This is a genomic window from Alsobacter sp. P4_H11 (assembly GCF_056400925.1).
Genome location: NZ_JBFUKI010000007.1, coordinates 318000 through 338063 on the forward strand (window position 1 = coordinate 318000; position 20064 = coordinate 338063).

The following is a 20064-nucleotide window of genomic DNA, read 5'->3' on the forward strand; positions in this document are numbered from 1 at the left end:
ATGACACACAGCCCCGCCGACCTGTTCGCTCCCGCCTTCCAGATCCACGAACCGGCCGCGCTGGCGACCCCGCTGGTGTTCAACTCCCCGCACTCCGGCCGGACCTACCCAGAGAGCTTCGTGGCGGCCTCCCGCCTCGACGCCATGACGCTGCGCCGCTCGGAAGACACCTTCGTGGACGAGCTCTTCGCCGACGTGGTCGGCCGCGGCGCGCCCCTGATGACGGCTCACTTTCCGCGCGCCTACCTGGACGTGAACCGCGAGCCCTACGAGCTCGACCCGCGCATGTTCGACGGCCGGCTCCCGGCCTACGCCAACACGCGCTCGATGCGGGTTGCGGGCGGGCTCGGCACCATCGCGCGCATCGTCGGCGACGCGCAGGAGATCTACGCCAGGCGCCTGCCCGTCGACGAGGCGCTGCAGCGCATCGACCAGATCTACAAGCCCTATCATCGCGCCCTCGACAAGCTGCTGCAGCGAAGCCTGCGCCGTTTCGGCACGGTCTTGCTGGTGGACTGCCATTCCATGCCGACCGGCGTGGCGAACCGGGATGACCATTCGCGCGCCGACGTGGTGATCGGCGATCGCTACGGGTCCAGCGCGGCGGGCCTGTTCGCAGACGTGATCGAGCATGAGCTCTACAACCGCGGCTATGTGGTGGCCCGCAACAAGCCCTATGCGGGCGGCTTCATCACGGAGCACTACGGCGATCCGGCCGGCGGCTGCCACGCGATCCAGATCGAGATCTGCCGCGGCCTCTACATGGATGAGCGTAAGTTCACCCGCACGGCCAACTTCGCCAGGGTGTCGCAGGACCTGATGGCGGTCGCGGACGCGCTGATTCGGGAAATCGATCTCTACCGGAGCGCGGGCCGGCTCGCGGCCGAATAGCCGGGCCGCTCCCCCAAAAAGAAAGAGGCCGCCAGCGATGCCGGCGGCCCAAGTCTAGGGAGGAAACGCCCAAGGAGGGCTACGTCGAACGCGCGAGGCGCGTCCCAACGCCCGATGAATATCGCATTGCACTGCACAATTTACAAGGACCTTTTCGCCCGGCTCCGCAGGCCGCCTCGCGTCAGAATTCGTTGCTGCGCCTCGGATCGCCGCCATTCTGCGGCATGCGTGCACTGCAGCACAGACCCCACGCGAACCTGATAGTTCGTCTATGAACCCTTCGGAGCCCCACCCGGGCCGGCTCCGTTTGCCAACGCGACGCCGTTTCACTATCACGGCCGGGCTTCGTCCTCCGAACGCGGCTTGCGCGGCTTTGGCGGAACGCTGCATTCTGCGCCGGGCGGGCGGCCAGTCCGTTCAAGCGCCCTTGCGTCAAACGGGATGGATCGATGACGGCCGTCGACTTCGCTGCATTCGTGGACGATCTCGCCACCCTGTCCGGCAAGGCCATCCTGCCGTTCTTCCGCACCACCATGGCGGCGGCCGACAAGTCGCGCGGCGGCGTGTTCGATCCCGTCACCGAGGCCGACCGCGCCGGCGAGGCCGCCATGCGGCAGATGATCAAACGCATCTTTCCGTCGCACGGCATTGTCGGCGAGGAATATGGCGACGAGCGCACCGACGCCGAGTTCGTCTGGGTGCTCGACCCGATCGACGGCACCAAGGCGTTCATCTCCGGCCTGCCCACCTGGGGCACGCTGATCGGGCTCACCCGCCACGGCGAGCCCTGCTACGGCATGATGCACCAGCCCTTCACGCGGGAGCGTTTCGCCGGCGACGGCGGCGAGGCGAAATGGCGCGGGCCGACCGGCGAGCGCGTGCTGCGCAGCCGCACGGGCGTGAGCCTGGCCGAGGCGACGATCTCCTGCACCACGCCCCGGATGTTCGAGGGCGCGGAGCTCGAGGCTTTCGAGCGGGTCGAGAAGGAAGCGCGCCTGGCCCGCTTCGGCTGCGACTGCTACGCTTATTGCATGCTGGCGGCCGGCCTCATCGACGTCGTGATCGAAACCAGCCTCAAGCCCTACGACATCGTCGCGCTCGCGCCGATCATCCAGGGCGCCGGCGGCGTGGTGACGACCTGGTCCGGCGAGTCCCCGGCCAAGGGCGGCGCCGTCGTGGCGGCCGGCGATCCGCGGCTGCACGAACAGGTGTTGCGGCTGCTGAACGCCTGATCAAGCCAAAGCGGGTTCGGCGCCGGTTTCCGCCGCGTCCGCCCGCGCCGGGCGCGCCGCGCCCGGAATGAACGCGTCGAACGCGGCCCAGAACAGGCTGCGATAAGCGTCGCGCTCCACCAGCAATTCGTGCATCGCGCCCGGCAGGATCACGGCCCGCCCGGCCTTGAGGCGCGCCGCGAACCGCTCGGCCGCCGCCGTCACGGTGACGACGTCGGCCGTCCCGGCCACGATCAACATCGGGGTCGCGATCTGCAGCGGCACGTTCGGGTCGCGAAACGGCTCCATGGCGCGAAACGCCGCATGCACCCAGCCGATGGTGGGATCGCCGAGCGCCAGGCCGGGCGCAGCCGCGATGATGTCGCCTGTCCGCGCATAACGAGCCGGATCGGAGGTCAGCGGATTGTCGGCGAATGGCTTGGTGTTCACGGCCGTCTGGCCGCCTCCCGGAATGTAGGCTCCGCCGAGCCCCAGCACGTCGAGCGCAGCCGCGAGCAGGCGAACCCGCCGGGGGCGGCGCAGGCCCGAGATCTCGATCATCGGCGCGGACAGGACGACCCGGTCGAACAGGTCCGGCGTTTGCATCAGCGCGCGCAGCAGCACGCAGCCGCCCATCGAGTGCGCAAGGGCGAAATAGGGCGCCGGGCACGAGCGGCGCACCACGCCGTCCATCACGGCGTGGAGATCGGCGTCGAAGTCCGCGAAGTCGTCGACATGCCCCTTCCGGGGATCGAGCAGCAGCCGCTCCGAGCCGCCCTGCCCGCGCCAGTCGAACGCCACCACGGCGAAACCGCGCCGGCGCAGCTCGGCGATCACCTCGAAATATTTTTCGATGAACTCGGACCGGCCCTGGAGGATGCACACCGTCCCGCGGTTCCGCCGGGATGTCGGCCGCCAGCGCGCGACGCGCAGGCGCACGCCGCCCGCGCTGGTCACCGTTGTGGTGACGTGGTTGGACGGGATCGGATTACCGGGGGTCGCGACGAGGTCCACGATCGCTCCTGCAGCTGCGGCGACGCGTTTATACGCCATCGACGACCAACTGACAGGCGCCGCGTTCAGAGTCGTGCGTCGGCGGACTTCCGCGCGCCCGGCTCGGCGCCGCCCTGGACGGGCGCCAGCCCGGTGATTTCCCCCGTGAAGGCGTCCACCACCGTGCGCACGCGTTGGCCGCGCGGGCTGGACGCCTCGGCCAGCCAGAGCGCGCCTTTGCGCCGGATATTCCTGATGTCCGAATAGCCCTGCCGGCCGAGAACCGTCTCCACCGCGCCCGGCTCCAGGCCGCCTCGCGAGACGTCGTCGCCGGCGCGCGCAGCCGGCGGGCCGAACGCCAGCGCGCCCGCAAGCAGGCAGGAGCAGACGAGAGCTGATCGAACGAAAGCACGCATGGGGTCAAACTTTCGGGAGCCGCCGCTGGTCCCGCCTTGGCGTCTCCTATGGCGCCCTCACCCTGAACGGCTGTGGAAAACTTCGTTCACCCGCCATTCATGCGCGCCATCGCGATCACGCGCACGGGGGTTTTGCAGGGGGACTTGAACAGCGGAAAACTGATGCCCACCTGAGGGATGCGCAGGCCACAATGGCTGCGCAGAACGGCCGGTCCGGCCATTCGGCGGACCGCCCGCATGTCGCTTCTAGGAGGATATGCTATGCGTAACTACGATCTTTCGCCCCTCTACCGCTCCACCGTGGGCTTCGACCGCCTGTTCTCCATGCTCGACCAGATGGGCAATGGCGACCCGGCCGCGAGCTACCCGCCCTATAATATCGAGCGCACCGGCGAGAACGCCTACCGCATTTCGATCGCGGTTGCGGGCTTCACCAACCAGGACATCGCCATCGAGGCCAAGGAAAACGGCCTGACGGTGCGCGGCGAGAAGCAGGCCGCCGGCGGCGACCGCGCCAGCGAGGTGCTCTATCAGGGCATCGCGGCCCGCAGCTTCGAGCGCCGCTTCCAGCTGGCCGATTACGTCCAGGTGACGGGCGCGAGCCTCGAGAACGGCTTGCTGCACATTGACCTCGTGCGCGAGATCCCGGAGGCCAAGAAGCCCCGCCTGATCCCGATCAGCGCCGGTCAGAAGACCGTGATCGACACCACCGCGAAGGTGGCTGCGTAATCGCACGCACATGCGTTGACCAGAAGGGCGGCCGTTTGGCCGCCCTTTTTGTTACGCCCTGGGTCGCCCCGCAGCTTAGTCCAGCGCGGCGGGGGGCACGCTCGGGGTCGACGACGGCGCCTTGCTGCTGGAATCGTCCAGCGGCGCGACCGGAACCGCTCCGTTCGGCTGCCCGGTCTTGGGATCCACCAACGGCTCGGGGATCCGCTGCGGCGCCGGCGCGGCCTGGCGAACCGCCGGAGCGGCGGGCTCCTCGGCGGCCGGCTTAGGCGGCGCGACCACGGGCGGCGTCGTGCTGGGCGGCACGACCGTCGGAGCGGGGGCGGGAACCGCCTGCGGGGCGGCGGGCTTGGCGGCGTCCGGCTCCGGCGCGACTGGACGGGCCGCCGTGCTGGCAGGCTTCTCGGGAACGGGCGCGGGCTGCGGAACGGCCTGTTCGGTCGGCTTCGGCGGGGTCGGCACCGCCTTTGGCTTGCGCGGCGCGGCCGGCGCCGTAGCGGCGTCCGGGGTGCGGGCCTCCCGGCTGCGCGGCGGCCGTGCGGGCGTGCGCTCGCCGCTCAACCCGTCCGGGGCCGGTCGGACGCTGCGCCGCTCGACCTCTTCGCCCGGGAAGGACGGCAGGTCGCGATAAGGATCGCGATAAGCGCCGCCGGGCACGCCGCGGGGCGGCGTCGGGACCGGCGCATCATAGGCGCGGCCGCCGACCACGAAACTCTCCAGCATGCGGCCGCTCTGGGCGTCCAGGGTCAGGTGGACCCGAAAGCCGCGCCGATCCACCGCGTCGGCTTCGTACACGTCGCCCACGGAACGGATGCGCATCACGCGCTGCATGCCGTACCGGGCGTAAAGAATGTCGGCGATCTCCTCCGGCGCCACGCGGAAGCCGAACCACTGGGCGCGCTCGACCAGAGCGCCAGCCGGCGCATCGATGAAACCGAGCGGCGCCGCCAGGGCGGGCGTGGCGGCCGTGAGCGCCGCAAGCGCAAAAGCGCCCCGGCGGGCAAAGCGACGGACGGCCCCGGCGTGAACGCCGGCGGCGATGAACGCGAACATACGGGCTTGCTCCCTCGAATGGCAGGCGATCGAGGGTTAAAGAGCGATTAAGGCGGCGCTGCGACGGACAAACGTCCTGATTCGTCGCAGGCGACGCTAACCCCGCGCGATCGTGACAAGCTTCGCGATGTCGTCCTCGCGGGTCGCGAAGGACGTCACGAAGCGCGCGAAGACCTCGTCGGTCGCGATCGCGAACCCGTCCGGCATGCTGCCGCTGGACCAGGGCGCGAAACGAACGCCGGCGTCCTTCAGCCGCGCCGCCACGGCGCCCGGCAACGACACGAACACTTCGTTGGCCTGCGTCGGCCAAACGCGCCGCACGCCCGCGACGGCGGCCAGCTCCTCGGACAACTTGCTCGCGACCGCGTTGGCGTGCCGCGCATTCTGCATCCAGTGGTCGTCCTGCAGGTAGCCGACCATCTGGGCCCCGAGGAGGCGGCCCTTGGACACGGTGTGGCCGCCGCGCTTGCGCCGGAAGGTGAAATTTTCGGCCGTAGCCTTGTCGAAGAACACCACGGCCTCGCAGGCGAGGCCGCCATTTTTGGTGGCCCCGAACGACACCACGTCCACGCCCGCCATCCAGGTCATCTCGGCGGCCGTGCAGCCGAGGCCGACCAGCGCATTGGCGAAGCGCGCGCCATCGAGGTGGACCTTCAGGCCGTGACGCTTCGCCGTGTCGGCGATCGCCCGGATCTCCTCCAGCGTGTAGAGCGTGCCCGCCTCGGTGACCTGCGAGATGGACACGCAGGCCGGCTGGACCGCCTTCGCGACACCCTTAGGGAAGCGCTCCAGCGCGGCTTCCAGCCCGGCGGGCGTGAACTTGCCGGCGACGCCCGGGATTCCGACGATCTTGGCCCCGGCCGTGAACATCTCGGGCGCGCCACACTCGTCGTCGAGCACATGCGCTTCGGCGTGGCAGAACACCGCTCCCCAAGGCGGCGTGAGGGCCGCGAGCGCCAGCGCATTCGCGCCCGTGCCGGTCGCCACCAGGGAGGACACGCACTCCCGCTCAAACACGGCCGACAGCATGGCTTCCGCCTTGGCCGTATGGGCGTCCGCCCCGTAGGCGCCCTCGGCGCCGTCATTGGCGGCCAGAAGGGCTTCGAGCACCGGCCGGCTGGCGCCGACCACGTTGTCGCTGGCGAGGTTCATGCGTGGGTACCCATCGATCGAAGGCGTCGCGCCGCACGATGCATTTCTGCGCCGGGCGAGCAAGCCCCCGCACCGCACGGAGGCCGTGCGCCCGGCGAGACCCGCGACGCCCGCGAGGGTCAGACACTTGCGCGCCCGCAGCCGCGACGTTCCGTTCCTTGCGCGATGGAAACCGGCACCGCAACATTCTTGCGAAAACGACGAAAAATGGCCCTTGTGCGGCGTATGGTTATCTGGCATTGTCCGGCCCGGATAGGACAGCCTTGCTGTCCCAATTTACAGGGCTGCGGCCCTTCTTTTATGGCGGACGCCACGTGCGGATGATGGGTGCGGATACGACGATGACGGTGCGCGGCAAGGCCGCCACGCGCGATCGTAAACGCGCCACCCGCAAACACGCGGGCTGAGCGGGCGCACGCCGGTTCCTCGGAACCGGACGCCCGCGGGGAGCGGGCGCAAACGGGGCGCGACCGGACCTCCCAATCACAAGACAGGCCCCGACCCGGATGGCGCAAGCCTGCTTCTTCGAGCAGGGCCGCGCCGACCGGCCGAAGCAGGATGGGCCGCGTCAGAGACGGCTCGAGGGACGACACCGGACCACACGAGGGCGACCATGAGCGAGCGGACAGGACAGGCCCCCATCGGCGCGAGCTTCGAGGCTTCGAAGCGCGCGACGGCCGATCGCATGCCCCTCGTCGTGCGCGACCCCGGCCTGCCCGAGGCCCAGGGCCTTTATGATCCGGCGCGCGAAAGCGACGCCTGCGGGGTCGGCATGGTCGCCGACATGAAGAACCGCAAGTCACACGCCATCGTCGAGATGGGCTTGCAGATCCTGCTCAACCTCGACCACCGCGGCGCGGTTGGCGCCGATCCCAAGGCCGGCGACGGCTGCGGCATGCTGGTGCAGATCCCGCACGCCTTCTTCGCCGAGGAGGCGACCCGCCTCGGCTTCGCGCTGCCGCAGGCTGGCGATTACGCGGCCGGCATGCTGTTCCTGCCGCGCGACCCCGAGGGGCGGAAGCTCTGCGAAAGCATCGTCGAGAAGGTGATTGCCGACGAGGGCCAGCAGTTCCTCGGCTGGCGCGACGTGCCGGTGGACAGCTCCGGCCTGGGCGAGAGCGTGAAGCCGACCGAGCCCTGCATCCGGCAGGTCTTCATCGGCCGCGCCGCCTCCACGGAGGCCGGCGACGCCTTCGAACGCCGGCTCTTCATTCTCCGCAAGGTGATCTCCAACACCATCTACGACATGCGCGACGCGCGCACGAAGGGGTTCTATCCCGTGTCGCTGTCGTCCCGCACGATCACCTACAAGGGCATGCTGCTGGCCGGCCAGCTCGGCGAGTACTTCAAGGACCTCACCGACCCGCGCTTCGCCTCGGCGCTCGCGCTCGTGCACCAGCGCTTCTCCACCAACACCTTCCCGACCTGGTCGCTGGCCCACCCCTACCGGATGGTCGCCCACAACGGCGAGATCAACACGCTGCGTGGCAACGTGAACTGGATGGCGGCCCGCCAGGCCTCCGTCGACAGCGACCTGTTCGACGCTGAGATCTCCAAGCTCTGGCCCATCTCCTACGAAGGCCAGTCCGACACCGCCTGCTTCGACAACGCGCTCGAGTTCCTGGTGCAGGGCGGCTACTCGCTCGCCCACGCGGTGATGATGCTGATCCCCGAGGCCTGGGCCGGCAACCCGCTGATGGACGAGGACCGGCGCGCCTTCTACGAGTACCACGCCGCCCTGATGGAGCCGTGGGACGGCCCCGCCGCGGTGTGCTTCACGGACGGCCGCCAGATCGGCGCGACGCTGGACCGCAATGGCCTGCGCCCGGCCCGCTATCTCGTCACCGACGACGGCCTCGTCGTGCTGGCGTCCGAGTTCGGCGTGCTGCCGATCCCGGAGGACAAGATCGTCACCAAGTGGCGCCTCCAGCCCGGCAAGATGCTGCTGATCGACCTCGAGCAGGGCCGCATCGTCTCCGACGACGAGATCAAGACCTCGCTCTCCACCGCGAACCCCTATCGCGAGTGGCTTAAGCGCGGCCAGATCATCCTGGAGGACCTGAAGCCCGTCGAGCCGCGCCAGTCGCGCACCGACGTGAGCCTGCTGGATCGCCAGCAGGCCTTCGGCTACACGCAGGAAGACCTCAAGCTGCTGATGTCCCCCATGGCGGTCACCGGCCAGGAGGCCGTCGGCTCCATGGGCACCGACACGCCGATCTCGGCGCTGTCGTCGCGCTCCAAGCCGCTCTTCACCTATTTCAAGCAGAACTTCGCCCAGGTCACGAACCCGCCGATCGACCCGATCCGCGAGGAGCTCGTGATGAGCCTGGTGTCGTTCATCGGCCCGCGGCCCAACATCTTCGACCTGGAAGGCTCCTCGCGCCGCAAGCGCCTCGAGGTGCGCCAGCCGATCCTCACCAACGGCGACCTGGAGAAGATCCGCTGCATCGGTCATTTCGAGGACCGCTTCGACACCAAGACGATCGACTTCACCTACCCGACCGAGCAGGGGGCCGCCGGCATGGCGGGCGCTCTCGACCGCCTGTGCGAGCGCGCCGAGGCGGCCGTGCATGGCGGTTACAACATCATCATCCTGTCGGACCGCCAGGTCGGGCCGGACCGCATCGCGATCCCGTCGTTGCTCGCCACCGCGGCCGTGCACCATCACCTGATCCGCAAGGGGCTGCGCACCTCTGCGGGCCTCGTGGTCGAGACCGGCGAACCGCGCGAGGTGCACCATTTCTGCTGCCTCGCCGGCTACGGCGCGGAGGCCATCAACCCCTACCTCGCCTTTGACACCCTGGCCGCCATGCGGGGCGAGATTCCCGAGGAGGTCGACGAGGACGAGATCGTCAAGCGCTACATCAAGTCGGTCGACAAGGGCATCCTGAAGGTCATGTCCAAGATGGGCATCTCGACCTACCAGTCCTACTGCGGCGCGCAGATCTTCGACGCCGTCGGCCTGCAGAGCGCCTTCGTGCAGAAGTTCTTCTTCGGCACCGCCACCACCATCGAGGGCGTCGGCCTGGAGGAGATCGCCGAGGAAACCGTGCGCCGCCACCGCGACGCCTTTGGGGACGCGCCGGTGTACCGCAACGCGCTCGATGTCGGCGGCGAATACGCCTACCGCATCCGCGGAGAGGACCATGTCTGGACGCCCGACACCGTCGCGACGCTGCAGCACGCCGTGCGCCACAACGCCCAGGACCGCTATCGCGAGTTCGCCCGGCAGGTGAACGAGCAGGAGAGCCGGTTCACCACCATCCGCGGCCTGTTCAAGATCCAGACCGCCGCCGAGCGGGGCCTCAGCCCCGTGCCGCTGGACGAGGTTGAGCCCGCGGCCGACATCGTGAAGCGCTTCGCCACCGGCGCCATGTCGTTCGGCTCCATTTCCAAGGAGGCGCACGAGACGCTCGCGATCGCGCTGAACCGCATCGGCGGCAAGTCCAACACCGGCGAAGGCGGCGAGGAGCCGGAGCGCTTCGTTCCGCTGCCGGACGGGCGCTCCAAGCGCTCGGCGATCAAGCAGGTCGCGTCGGGCCGCTTCGGCGTCACGGCCGAGTACCTCGTCAACGCCGACGTCATGCAGATCAAGATCGCGCAGGGCGCCAAGCCCGGCGAAGGCGGCCAGCTGCCCGGCCACAAGGTCGACGCCGTGATCGCCAAGGTCCGGCACTCGACCCCGGGCGTCGGCCTGATCTCGCCGCCGCCGCACCACGACATCTACTCGATCGAGGATCTCGCGCAGCTGATCTTCGACCTGAAGAACGTGAACCCGGCCGCCGACGTGTCGGTGAAGCTCGTCTCCGAGGTGGGCGTCGGCACCGTCGCGGCGGGCGTCGCCAAGGCGCGCGCCGACCACATCACGATCTCGGGCTTTGAGGGCGGCACGGGCGCGAGCCCGCTCACCTCCCTGAAGCACGCCGGCTCGCCCTGGGAGATGGGCCTCGCCGAGACCCAGCAGACGCTGGTGCTGAACCGCCTGCGCGGCCGCATCGCCCTGCAGGTCGACGGCGGCCTGCGCACCGGGCGGGACGTCATCATCGGCGCGCTGCTGGGGGCCGACGAGTTCGGCTTCTCCACAGCGCCGCTGATCGCGGCCGGCTGCATCATGATGCGCAAGTGCCATCTCAACACCTGCCCGGTCGGCGTCGCCACGCAGGACCCGGTGCTGCGCAAGCGGTTCAAGGGCACGCCCGAGCACGTCATCAACTACTTCTTCTTCGTCGCCGAGGAAGTGCGCGAGATGATGGCCGAGATGGGCTTCCGCCGCTTCGAGGACCTGGTCGGCTGCTCCGAGCTGCTCGACAAGCGCGAGGCCGTGGACCACTGGAAGGCGCGCGGGCTCGATTTCTCCCGCATCTTCCACAAGCCCGATGTCGGCCCGGACGTGCCGGTCCGCCACGTCGAGCGCCAGAAGCACCCGATCGACGCGGTGCTGGACCGCAAGCTCATCGCCGAGGCCATGCCGGCCATCGAGGGCGGCGCTCCGGTGCAGCTCCGCTCCACGATCCGCAACGTCGACCGCACCACCGGCGCTATGCTGTCGGGCGAGGTCGCCAAGCGCTACGGCTACGCCGGGCTGCCGGACGACACCATCCGGATCCGCCTCGACGGCACCGCCGGCCAGAGCTTCGGCTCGTTCCTGGCCGCCGGCGTCACGCTGGAGCTGGTCGGGCAGGCCAACGACTATGTCGGCAAGGGCCTGTCGGGCGGCAAGCTCATCATCCGCCCGGCGGATGACGCCCGCGCCCCGGCCGAGCAGTCCATCATCGTCGGCAACACCGTGCTGTATGGCGCGATCTCGGGCGAGTGCTACTTCCGCGGCGTCGCCGGCGAGCGCTTCGGCGTGCGCAACTCCGGCGCTGTCGCGGTGGTCGAGGGCACGGGCGACCACGGCTGCGAGTACATGACGGGCGGCGTCGTTGTGGTGATCGGCCCGACTGGCCGCAACTTCGCGGCCGGCATGTCGGGCGGCATCGCCTACGTGCTCGACGAGGACAAGACGTTCCGCAAGCGCTGCAACCTCAGCATGGTCGATCTGGAGCCCGTCGAGGAGGAGGAGGAGCTTTTGGAGCGCCTCCACCACCATGGCGGCGATCTGGAGACCAAGGGGCGCATCGACATCATGGCCGACATGTCCGGCCACGACGAGGAGCGCCTCCACCAGCTCATCAGCGATCACCTGCGCCACACGGGCTCGACCCGCGCCAAGGAGATCCTGGAGAACTGGGCCGACTACCGCACCCGCTTCGTGAAGGTCATGCCGGTGGAATACCGCCGGGCGCTTCAGGAAATGGACAAGCTGCGCACGCTTCAGGCGGCGGAGTAAGGCTCACCCGGACCGCGGGCCTTCGGGCCCGCATCTTTGAACGCCACCGTGCGACGCTGCGGGCCCGAGGGCCCGCGGTCCAACGCAGCCGGGTGCGAAAATTGAGGCGAGGCCTCGGAGACGACGATGGGCAAGGTCACAGGCTTTCTGGAGTTCGACCGGCAGGAGCAGAAGTATCAGCTCGCCGGCGACCGCATTCGCCATTTCCGCGAGTTCACGCTGCCGCTGGACGAGAAGGATGTCGGCCGCCAGGCCGCGCGCTGCATGGATTGCGGCGTGCCCTTCTGCCATTCCGGCCCGGGCTGCCCGGTCAACAACCAGATCCCGGACTGGAACGACCTGATCTACGCCAACAACTGGCGCGAGGCGGCCCGCAACCTCCATTCCACCAATAATTTCCCGGAGTTCACCGGCCGCATCTGCCCTGCGCCCTGCGAGGAAGCCTGCACGCTGAACCTCGAGGACATGCCGGTCACCATCAAGACCATCGAGCAGGCCATCGCCGACAAGGCCTGGGCCGAAGGCTGGGTCGTGCCCGAGCCGCCCGAGCAGAAGACCGGCAAGCGCGTCGCCGTGGTGGGCTCCGGCCCGGCCGGCATGGCTGCCGCCCAGCAGCTCGCCCGCGTCGGCCATGACGTCCATGTCTTCGAGCGCGAAAGCCGCGCCGGCGGCCTGCTGCGCTACGGCATCCCGGACTTCAAGATGGAGAAGCGCCACATCGACCGGCGCGTCGCCCAGATGGAGCAGGAGGGCGTGACCTTCCACTACGGCGTCAACATTGGCGTCACCAAGCCCTTCGCCGAGCTCACGGCCGAGTTCGACGCCGTGCTGATGGCGGGCGGCGCCGAGGACCCGCGCGATCCGCGCCTGCCCGGGCAGGAGTTGGCCGGCGTCCACTACGCCATGCCGTATCTCACCCAGCAGAACCGCCGCGTCGGCCAGGAGCCCGTCGAGGAGGTTCCGATCACGGCCGGCGGCAAGCACGTCGTGGTGATCGGCGGCGGCGACACGGCCTCCGACTGCGTCGGCACCTCCTTCCGCCAGGGTGCGCTGTCAGTCACGCAACTCGACATCCGCCCCAAGCCCCCGGTGCGCGAGGACAAGCTCGCCGTGTGGCCCTACTGGCCGACCAAGATGCGGACCTCGTCCTCTCAGGCCGAGGGCGCGGAGCGCGAGTTCCAGGCCGCCACGCTCGGCATCGAGGGCAAGAACGGCAAGGTCACGGGCGTGAAATGCGCCCGCGTGGACGAGAAGCGCGTGCCGATCCCCGGCAGCGAGTTCATTCTGCGCGCCGACCTCGTGTTCCTGGCCATCGGCTTTGCGGGCTCCCAGGTGCCCGGCATGGTGGAAACGTCCGGCGTCGCGCTGGACCGCCGCAACAACGTGGTGGCCGACGAACTCGCCTACCGCACCTCGCAGGATAAGGTCTGGGCCGCCGGCGACATGCGCCGCGGCCAGTCGCTGGTGGTCTGGGCCATCCGCGAGGGCCGCCAGGCCGCCCACGCCATCGACCTGCATCTCATGGGCGAGACCATCCTGCCCCGGTAGGGCCCCCTCGCCGTCATTGCGAGCCGGAGGCGAAGCAATCCAGTCTTATGGCCCGGCTTTTAGGCTGGATTGCTTCGCTGTCGCTCGCAATGACGGCCTCAGCCCGCCGATCTCTCCACCGTCATCCCCGGCGACCTGCGCAGCAGGTCGGGAAGGGGATCCAGGGCAAAGCGCTCACCCCTGGATCCCCTTCCCGGCCCTTCGGGCCGCCGGGGATGACGGAGAGAATTCGCCCACTCGTCAACAAAGACGACGGCAAGAAGCTGTCCCTACCAACCCCCGTCATTTCCTTGCAGCGCTCAAGCCCCCATATGATGCTGGCGGCCTCGGGCCGAATCAGGGGGCGGGCATGGTCATTTCGGGATTCACGATCTTCGCGATCGTGCTGGTCATCTTCGTGATCGTCACCCTGATGGCGGGCGTGAAGACGGTGCCGCAGGGCTACCAGTACACGGTGGAGCGCTTCGGCCGCTATTCGCGCACGCTCAGCCCGGGGCTCGGCCTCATCGTCCCCTATGTGGAGACCATCGGCCACAAGCTGAACATCATGGAGCAGGTGCTCGACGTTCCCAGCCAGGAGGTCATCACCCGCGACAACGCCATCGTGACGGTGGACGGCGTCGCTTTCTACACGGTTCTGGACGCCGCGCTTGCCTCCTACGAGGTATCGAACCTCCAGCAGGCCATCCTGACGCTGACGATGACCAACATCCGCACCGTCATGGGCTCCATGGACCTCGACCAGCTGCTCTCGCATCGCGACGAGATCAATGAGCGCCTGCTGCGCGTGGTGGACGCCGCGACCTCGCCCTGGGGCATCAAGATCAACCGCGTCGAGATCAAGGATATCGTGCCGCCGCGCGACCTCGTGGACGCCATGGGCCGGCAGATGAAGGCCGAGCGCGAGAAGCGCGCCGTGGTGCTGGAGGCCGAGGGCCAGCGCCAGGCCGAGGTGCTGCGCGCCGAGGGCCACAAGACCGCGCAAATCCTCGAAGCCGAGGGCCGCAAGGAAGCCGCCTTCCGGGACGCCGAGGCGCGCGAGCGCTCCGCCGAGGCCGAGGCGAAAGCCACCCAGATGGTCAGCGAGGCCATCGCCAAGGGCGACGTCAATGCGATCAACTACTTCGTGGCCCAGCAATACGTGAAGGCCCTGCAGGCCGTGGCGTCGGCCCCGAACCAGAAGGTCATCATGATGCCGCTGGAGGCGTCGTCGGTCATTGGCTCCATCGCCGGCATCGCCGAGCTGTCGCGCGGCGCGTTCGGGCCGGACAGCGCGCAGTCGGCCGGACGCCGCGGCTCGGTGCCGTCGACCGGCGCCGGCGCGCCCAAGAGCTGAGGGCGCGATGATCGATCTCTCGCTCGGCCCCTGGGGCTGGATCATCGCCGGGCTGGTGCTGGTGGGCGTCGAGGTGCTGGCGCCCGGCGCCTTCATGCTCTGGCTCGGCGTCGCCGCCATCGCGACGGGCGTGATCACCTTCGTGGTGACGTTGTCGGGCGAAGCCACCGCGCTGCTGTTCGCCGCGCTCGCGATCGGGTCCGTGGCGGTCGGCCGCCATTTCATGCGCGACCTGAAGCCCAAGGCGCAGGACCGCATCATCAACGACCGCGGCGGCGCGATGGTGGGCCGGTTGGTGATGCTCACGGAGCCAATCGCCGAAGGCCGCGGCCGCGTGCGCATCGACGACACGGTCTGGCGCGTCGAAGGCCCGGACCTGCCGAGCGGAACCGAGGTGAAGGTGGTCGGCGTCGACGGCACGCTGCTGCGGGTCGCGCCGGCGCGCTAAAAATCTAGACGGCCCCGATGCGCAGCAGGTCGAGCACGTGGACGAGGCCCACCGGCCTGCCATTCTCGGCCACGATCAGCGCGCCGATCTTGCGCGTCTCGACGATCTCCAGCGCCTCGGCGACGAGCAGGCTGGGCTCCACCGTGGTCGGGTGCGGCGTCATCACGACATCGACGGTCAGCGCCATGAGGTCCGGCTGCATGTGGCGGCGCAGGTCGCCATCCGTGACGATGCCCGCGATGGCGCCGTCGTCCTCGACCACCACAACGCAGCCGAAGCCCTTCTCGCTCATGCGCACCAGCGCGTCCGACATCCGCATGCCGCGCGACACAAGCGGCAGCCGCTCGCCCGTGTGCATCACGGAGCGCACCTGCTTCAGTTGCGCGCCGAGCTTGCCGCCCGGGTGGAACACGCGGAAATCATGCGAGCTGAAAGCCCTGCCCTCCAGCAGCGCCACCGCGAGCGCGTCGCCCAGCGCCAGCTGCATGGTGGTGGACGTGGTGGGCGCCAGCCCATTCGGGCAGGCCTCGCGCGCCTTCGGCAGCGTCAGGCAGACATCCGCCTCCCGGCCGAGCGCGCTGTCCCGGTTGGCCGTGATGGCGATGAGCCCTACCCGGAACCGCCGCGCATAGGCGACGAGGTCCGACAATTCTGACGTCTCGCCCGACCATGACAGCGCCAGGATGACGTCATCGGCCTGGATGGCGCCGAGGTCGCCGTGGCTTGCCTCGGCCGGATGCACGAAATAGGCGGGCGTGCCCGTGGACGAGAGCGTCGCCGCGATCTTGCGGCCGACATGGCCGGACTTGCCCATGCCGGACACGATCACGCGCCCGGCCGCCGCCGCGATCAGCGACACGGCCTGCTGGAAGGGAACGCCGAGACCGTTCTGCAGCGCTTCCAGCAAGGCGTCGAGACCGGCCCGCTCGGCCTCGATGGCGCGGAGGGCGGACGGCAGCGCCGGAAGCGCAGGCGCGACTCGCGCGCCGGGTGCGGACTTGGACATGGCCCGCCCATAGCACGTGGACGCGGCCGACGGAACGCCGGAGCCGCATCTGCTTACCGGCTGTTAACCATCGATCTTATAGACCTGTTAACGGAGCCGGTCCGCATTCGCGCCGGCCGTTCCGCATTCCCCGGGCCGGAGCCTTCCTTGGCCGCTTTTCGCCAGAACGCCTCTGTGACGGCCCTTCTCGGGCTGGTCGCCGCCTTGGCGCATGCGAGCGCGGCCTCCGCACAGGATGTCGGCCCCGACCCGTCCGCACGCGCCGTCGCCGCGCCGCCGGTCCCACAGGCCGCGAAGCCCAGCTTTCGCGGCTCCTACCCGGCCGTGGGTGCGCCGATCCGCCCCGCCAAGCCGGCGAAATCGCGCCGCCTGCGCCAGAGCGCCCCGCTCGCGCCCGTCGTCCCGGCCGCGACCGTCGCGGCGTCGCCGGCTCCCATCCTCGCGGCCCCGGGCTTGCCGCCGCTCGACCCGCCCCGCAAGAGCCGCCGCAAGACAGAGGCCGACCCCTACGAGCCGCTCGGCATCGACACCGGCGGCCTCGTGTTTCGCCCCTCGATCGAGGCCTCGGGCGGCTACGACACGAACCCGAACCGCACCCCGGGCCCCCACAAGGGCTCGGCGGCGTTCCGTCAGGAAGGCGGCCTGCGGGTCGACAGCGAGTGGGAACGCCACGCTTTCAGGGCCGACCTGCGCGGCGCCTACATGGAATATCCGGCGGTCCGCTCCGCCAACCGGCCCGAGGGCCAGGGCGAAGTCAATCTGCGCCTCGACGTGCTGCGCGACACGCAGCTCGATCTCGGCGCCGCCTACGCGATCGCGACCGAACGTCCCGGCAGCATCGAGCAGCCTCTCGCGACCAGCAAGCGGTCCACCATCCTCAACACGGGCGTGAACGCCACGCTGACGCAGCGCTTCGGACCAGCCCTCGTCTCGGTGCGCGGCGCGGTCGACCGCACCGCATACGGGGCGGTCACGCAGCCGGACGGCGTCGAAGTCAGCCAGGACAATCGCGACCTCAACGCCTATTCGCTGCGCCTGCGCGGCGGCTACGAGCTGACGCCGGGCGTGATCCCATTTGTCGAGGCCCTGGTGGATCGCCGCGTCTACGATGCGACCATCAATGTGGGCGGCTACGAGCGCTCGTCCTCGGGCGTGCAGGGCCGTGTCGGCTCCACCTTCGAGATCACCCGCACGCTCACGGGCGAAGCCTCGGCCGGCTACGGAACCCGCGACTACGAGGATCCGCGCCTGAGCGGGCTGCGCGGCCCCGTCGCGGACGCGGCCCTGATCTGGTCGGCGACGCCGCTCACCACCGTGACGCTGCGCGGCACGTCGTCGCTGGCCGAGACAACCGTGGTGGGCGCCGCCGGCGCGCAGGTGCGGACGGTCGCGGTGGACGTCTCGCACGCGCTGCTGCGCAACCTGATCATCTCGGCCGTGGGCGCGTTCTACCAGAACGACTATGTGGGCCAGCCGCTGCGCGAAAGCGGCTACACGGCCGGCCTCAAGCTCGAATACAAGCTCACGCGCTCGGTCGCCATGAAGGCGAGCTTCACGCATGAGCGCCTGAACGCCGCCACGGCGGGCTCGGACTACACCGCCAACGTGTTCATGGTAGGCCTGAAGCTCCAGCCGTGAGCGAACGGCTGGGCTGGCTCAAGACAATGACCGAAACCGCTTCGATACCCTCATCCTGAGGAGCATGCCGTCTTCGGCCTGCGTCTCGAAGGACGAGGGAATCCAGCGTGGACGAAGGCTCCAGCCTCCTGAGCCCCTCGTCCTTCGAGACGCCATGCGAAGCCGCATGGCTCCTCAGGATGAGGGGTGTGGAGTAGGAAACTTCTGCCTCAGCGCCCCAGCAGCTTGTGCAGCTCGACCGAGAAGGCGGCCGACACGTCCTCGCGGCTGAGCGCATAGGCGACGTTCGCCATCAGGAAGCCGATCTTGGAGCCGGTGTCGTAGATTTCGCCCGCGAAGGTGTGGGCGAAGAACGGCTCGCTCTTGGCCAGCGTGATCATCGCGTCGGTGAGCTGGATCTCGCCGCCCGCGCCGCGCTCCTGGTTTTCCAGGATGTCGAAGATCGCGGGGCTCAGGATGTAGCGGCCCGAAATTGCCAGGTTGGAGGGGGCCGTGCCCTTGGCGGGCTTCTCCACCATCGAGGTGATGCGCTGGTGGCCGCCCTCGTCCTGCACGCCGACGATGCCGTACTGGTGCGTCTCGCTGTCCGGCACCTCGTAGGCGGCGATCATGTTGCCGCCATGCACGTCATAGCCGCGGATCATGTCGCCGAGGCAGGACGTCTTGCCGAGGTGCAGCATGTCGGGCAGCAGCAGCGCGAAGGGCTCGTCGCCGATGATGTCGCGCGCGCACCACACCGCGTGGCCGAGGCCGAGCGGCGCCTGCTGGCGGGTGAAGCTCGTCTGCCCGGCGCCGGGCAGGTCGCGCTTCAGCGCCTCGAGTTCCTTGTTCTTGTTGCGCTCGGCCAGCGTCCGGTCGAGCTCGAAATTGATGTCGAAGTGATCCTCGATCACCGCCTTGCCACGTCCGGTGACGAACACGAAATGCTCGATTCCGGCGGCTTTCGCCTCGTCCACCACGTGCTGGATGACAGGGCGGTCCACCACGGTCATCATTTCCTTCGGCACCGCCTTGGTGGCGGGCAGAAAGCGGGTGCCCAGGCCCGCGACAGGAAAGACGGCTTTGCGAATTTTCTTGGTCATGGATCGCAACTGCTTCGACTGGAGGGGATCGGGACGGGTCGCCCCTCAAGGCGCCGGTCGTGGTTCGCGGGCAAACCGTTAGCACGACCATCCGTTCCGGACGAGTTCAGGAAAGTTTATGCACTCTGGGGCAGATTGCACCCCTGGAATTTCTGGAGATGACGCAATGGCTGTGATGGTGACGGGCGGGGCGGGCTATATCGGCTCCCACATGGTGCTGGCCCTCTTGGACCGCGGCGAGAAGGTCGTGGTGCTCGACAATCTCAGCACCGGCTTCGCATCGGCGGTGCCGACCAACGTTCCGCTCGTGGTCGGCGACATGGGCGACCAGGCTCTCGTGGCCTCGGTGATGCGCGAGCACGACGTCGATACCGTGGTGCACTTCGCGGCCAAGATCGTGGTGCCCGAATCCGTGTCGGACCCGCTGGGCTATTACCTGAACAACACCGTGAAGGCCCGCGCGCTGATCGAGACCGCCGTGGAGTGCGGCGTGAAGCACTTCGTGTTCTCGTCCACGGCCGCCGTTTATGGCGACGTCAGCGGCGACCCGGTCAACGAGGACGACCCGACCTCGCCGGTGTCCCCCTATGGCCGCTCCAAGCTGATGACGGAGTGGATCCTGCGCGACACGGCCGCCGCCCACCCGCTGAAATTCGTGGTGCTGCGCTACTTCAACGTGGCGGGCGCCGACCCCAAGGGCCGGACCGGCCAGTCCACGCCGGCCGCCACGCACCTCATCAAGGTCGCGTGCCAGACCGCGCTGGGCCAGCGCCCCTATCTGGAGATCTTCGGCACCGACTTCCCGACCCGCGACGGCTCGTGCCTGCGCGACTACATTCACGTCACCGACCTCGCCAACGCCCATATCGCGTCACTCGACCATCTGCGCGCGGGCGGCGATAATCTGACGCTGAACTGCGGCTACGGGCAGGGCTACTCGGTGCTGGAGGTGGTCGAGACCGTGAAGCGCGTGTCGGGCGTGGATTTCGAGGCCCGCCGGTCCGGCCGCCGCGCCGGCGACCCTGCCGCCATCGTGGCCACCGGCGAGCGCGTGCGCGAAGTGCTCGGCTGGACGCCCCAATATGACGACCTCGACACCATCGTGACCCACGCGCTCGAATGGGAAAAACACCTGACAACGCCCAACGCGCGCTGAACCTGCCGTAGCGCTCGAGCTGGCCGGTTAAGCTCCCCTTCACCACGCCCTTCCATGCTGGCTTTGAGCCGCG

16 protein-coding genes are annotated in these 20064 nt (G+C 69.0%); 10 read left to right on the plus strand and 6 right to left on the minus strand.

Annotated features, from left to right (window positions below):
- Positions 1 to 891 (plus strand): N-formylglutamate amidohydrolase, encoded by an 891-nt coding sequence (locus AC1DSZ_RS14935; protein WP_476839128.1) that lies wholly within the window; start codon positions 1 to 3, stop codon positions 889 to 891.
- Positions 892 to 1340: 449 nt separating this feature from the next.
- Complete coding sequence (gene hisN / locus AC1DSZ_RS14940) at positions 1341 to 2123, plus strand: histidinol-phosphatase (RefSeq protein WP_476839129.1); 783 nt, start codon at positions 1341 to 1343, stop codon at positions 2121 to 2123.
- On the opposite strand, the gene AC1DSZ_RS14945 is transcribed toward hisN, so the two are convergent.
- Positions 2124 to 3116, minus strand: coding sequence for an alpha/beta hydrolase (locus AC1DSZ_RS14945; protein WP_476839130.1), 993 nt, complete (start codon positions 3114 to 3116; stop codon positions 2124 to 2126).
- 65 nt (positions 3117 to 3181) lie between these two features.
- On the minus strand, positions 3182 to 3511 hold the full coding sequence (locus AC1DSZ_RS14950) for a hypothetical protein (RefSeq protein WP_476839131.1): 330 nt from the start codon (positions 3509 to 3511) through the stop codon (positions 3182 to 3184).
- Between the two features lie 261 nt (positions 3512 to 3772).
- Here AC1DSZ_RS14950 and AC1DSZ_RS14955 point away from each other — a divergent pair, with 261 nt between their 5' ends.
- The gene (locus AC1DSZ_RS14955; RefSeq protein WP_476839132.1) at positions 3773 to 4240 is read left to right on the plus strand and encodes an Hsp20 family protein; all 468 of its coding nucleotides are present in this window, start codon (positions 3773 to 3775) and stop codon (positions 4238 to 4240) included.
- A 75-nt stretch (positions 4241 to 4315) separates the two neighbouring features.
- On the opposite strand, the gene AC1DSZ_RS14960 is transcribed toward AC1DSZ_RS14955, so the two are convergent.
- Positions 4316 to 5293: a hypothetical protein gene (locus AC1DSZ_RS14960; protein ID WP_476839133.1), complete on the minus strand. Its 978-nt coding sequence runs from the start codon at positions 5291 to 5293 to the stop codon at positions 4316 to 4318.
- Between the two features lie 96 nt (positions 5294 to 5389).
- A complete protein-coding gene (locus AC1DSZ_RS14965) occupies positions 5390 to 6445 on the minus strand; it encodes a threonine aldolase family protein (RefSeq protein WP_476839134.1) in 1056 nt (351 codons plus the stop codon).
- 158 nt (positions 6446 to 6603) lie between these two features.
- Between AC1DSZ_RS14965 and AC1DSZ_RS14970 the strand changes: the two genes are divergently transcribed.
- The 5 genes from AC1DSZ_RS14970 to AC1DSZ_RS14990 all read left to right on the plus strand — a co-directional run bounded on the left by AC1DSZ_RS14970 (position 6604) and on the right by AC1DSZ_RS14990 (position 15109).
- Positions 6604 to 6852 carry a hypothetical protein gene (locus AC1DSZ_RS14970; protein ID WP_476839135.1) on the plus strand — a complete coding sequence of 83 codons (249 nt, stop codon included), beginning with the start codon at positions 6604 to 6606 and terminating at the stop codon, positions 6850 to 6852.
- A gap of 278 nt (positions 6853 to 7130) precedes the next feature.
- Positions 7131 to 11777, plus strand: a complete 4647-nt coding sequence (gene gltB, locus AC1DSZ_RS14975) for a glutamate synthase large subunit (protein ID WP_476839172.1) — start codon at positions 7131 to 7133, stop codon at positions 11775 to 11777.
- A gap of 126 nt (positions 11778 to 11903) precedes the next feature.
- Complete coding sequence (locus AC1DSZ_RS14980) at positions 11904 to 13325, plus strand: glutamate synthase subunit beta (RefSeq protein WP_476839136.1); 1422 nt, start codon at positions 11904 to 11906, stop codon at positions 13323 to 13325.
- A gap of 355 nt (positions 13326 to 13680) precedes the next feature.
- The gene (locus tag AC1DSZ_RS14985; RefSeq protein ID WP_476839173.1) at positions 13681 to 14661 is read left to right on the plus strand and encodes an SPFH domain-containing protein; all 981 of its coding nucleotides are present in this window, start codon (positions 13681 to 13683) and stop codon (positions 14659 to 14661) included.
- Positions 14662 to 14668: 7 nt separating this feature from the next.
- Positions 14669 to 15109 (plus strand): NfeD family protein, encoded by a 441-nt coding sequence (locus AC1DSZ_RS14990; protein WP_476839137.1) that lies wholly within the window; start codon positions 14669 to 14671, stop codon positions 15107 to 15109.
- 4 nt (positions 15110 to 15113) lie between these two features.
- Here AC1DSZ_RS14990 and AC1DSZ_RS14995 read toward each other — a convergent pair whose 3' ends face one another.
- A complete protein-coding gene (locus tag AC1DSZ_RS14995; RefSeq protein WP_476839138.1) occupies positions 15114 to 16115 on the minus strand; it encodes a KpsF/GutQ family sugar-phosphate isomerase in 1002 nt (333 codons plus the stop codon).
- 147 nt (positions 16116 to 16262) lie between these two features.
- On the opposite strand from AC1DSZ_RS14995, the gene AC1DSZ_RS15000 reads away from it, so the two are divergent.
- Positions 16263 to 17753, plus strand: coding sequence for an outer membrane beta-barrel protein (locus AC1DSZ_RS15000; protein ID WP_476839139.1), 1491 nt, complete (start codon positions 16263 to 16265; stop codon positions 17751 to 17753).
- Positions 17754 to 17962: 209 nt separating this feature from the next.
- Here AC1DSZ_RS15000 and AC1DSZ_RS15005 read toward each other — a convergent pair whose 3' ends face one another.
- Entirely contained in the window at positions 17963 to 18835 is an 873-nt protein-coding gene (locus tag AC1DSZ_RS15005) for a UTP--glucose-1-phosphate uridylyltransferase (RefSeq protein ID WP_476839140.1), read from the minus strand.
- Between the two features lie 166 nt (positions 18836 to 19001).
- Here AC1DSZ_RS15005 and galE point away from each other — a divergent pair, with 166 nt between their 5' ends.
- The gene (gene galE / locus AC1DSZ_RS15010; RefSeq protein WP_476839141.1) at positions 19002 to 19991 is read left to right on the plus strand and encodes a UDP-glucose 4-epimerase GalE; all 990 of its coding nucleotides are present in this window, start codon (positions 19002 to 19004) and stop codon (positions 19989 to 19991) included.
- The last annotated feature ends 73 nt before the right edge of the window (positions 19992 to 20064 follow it).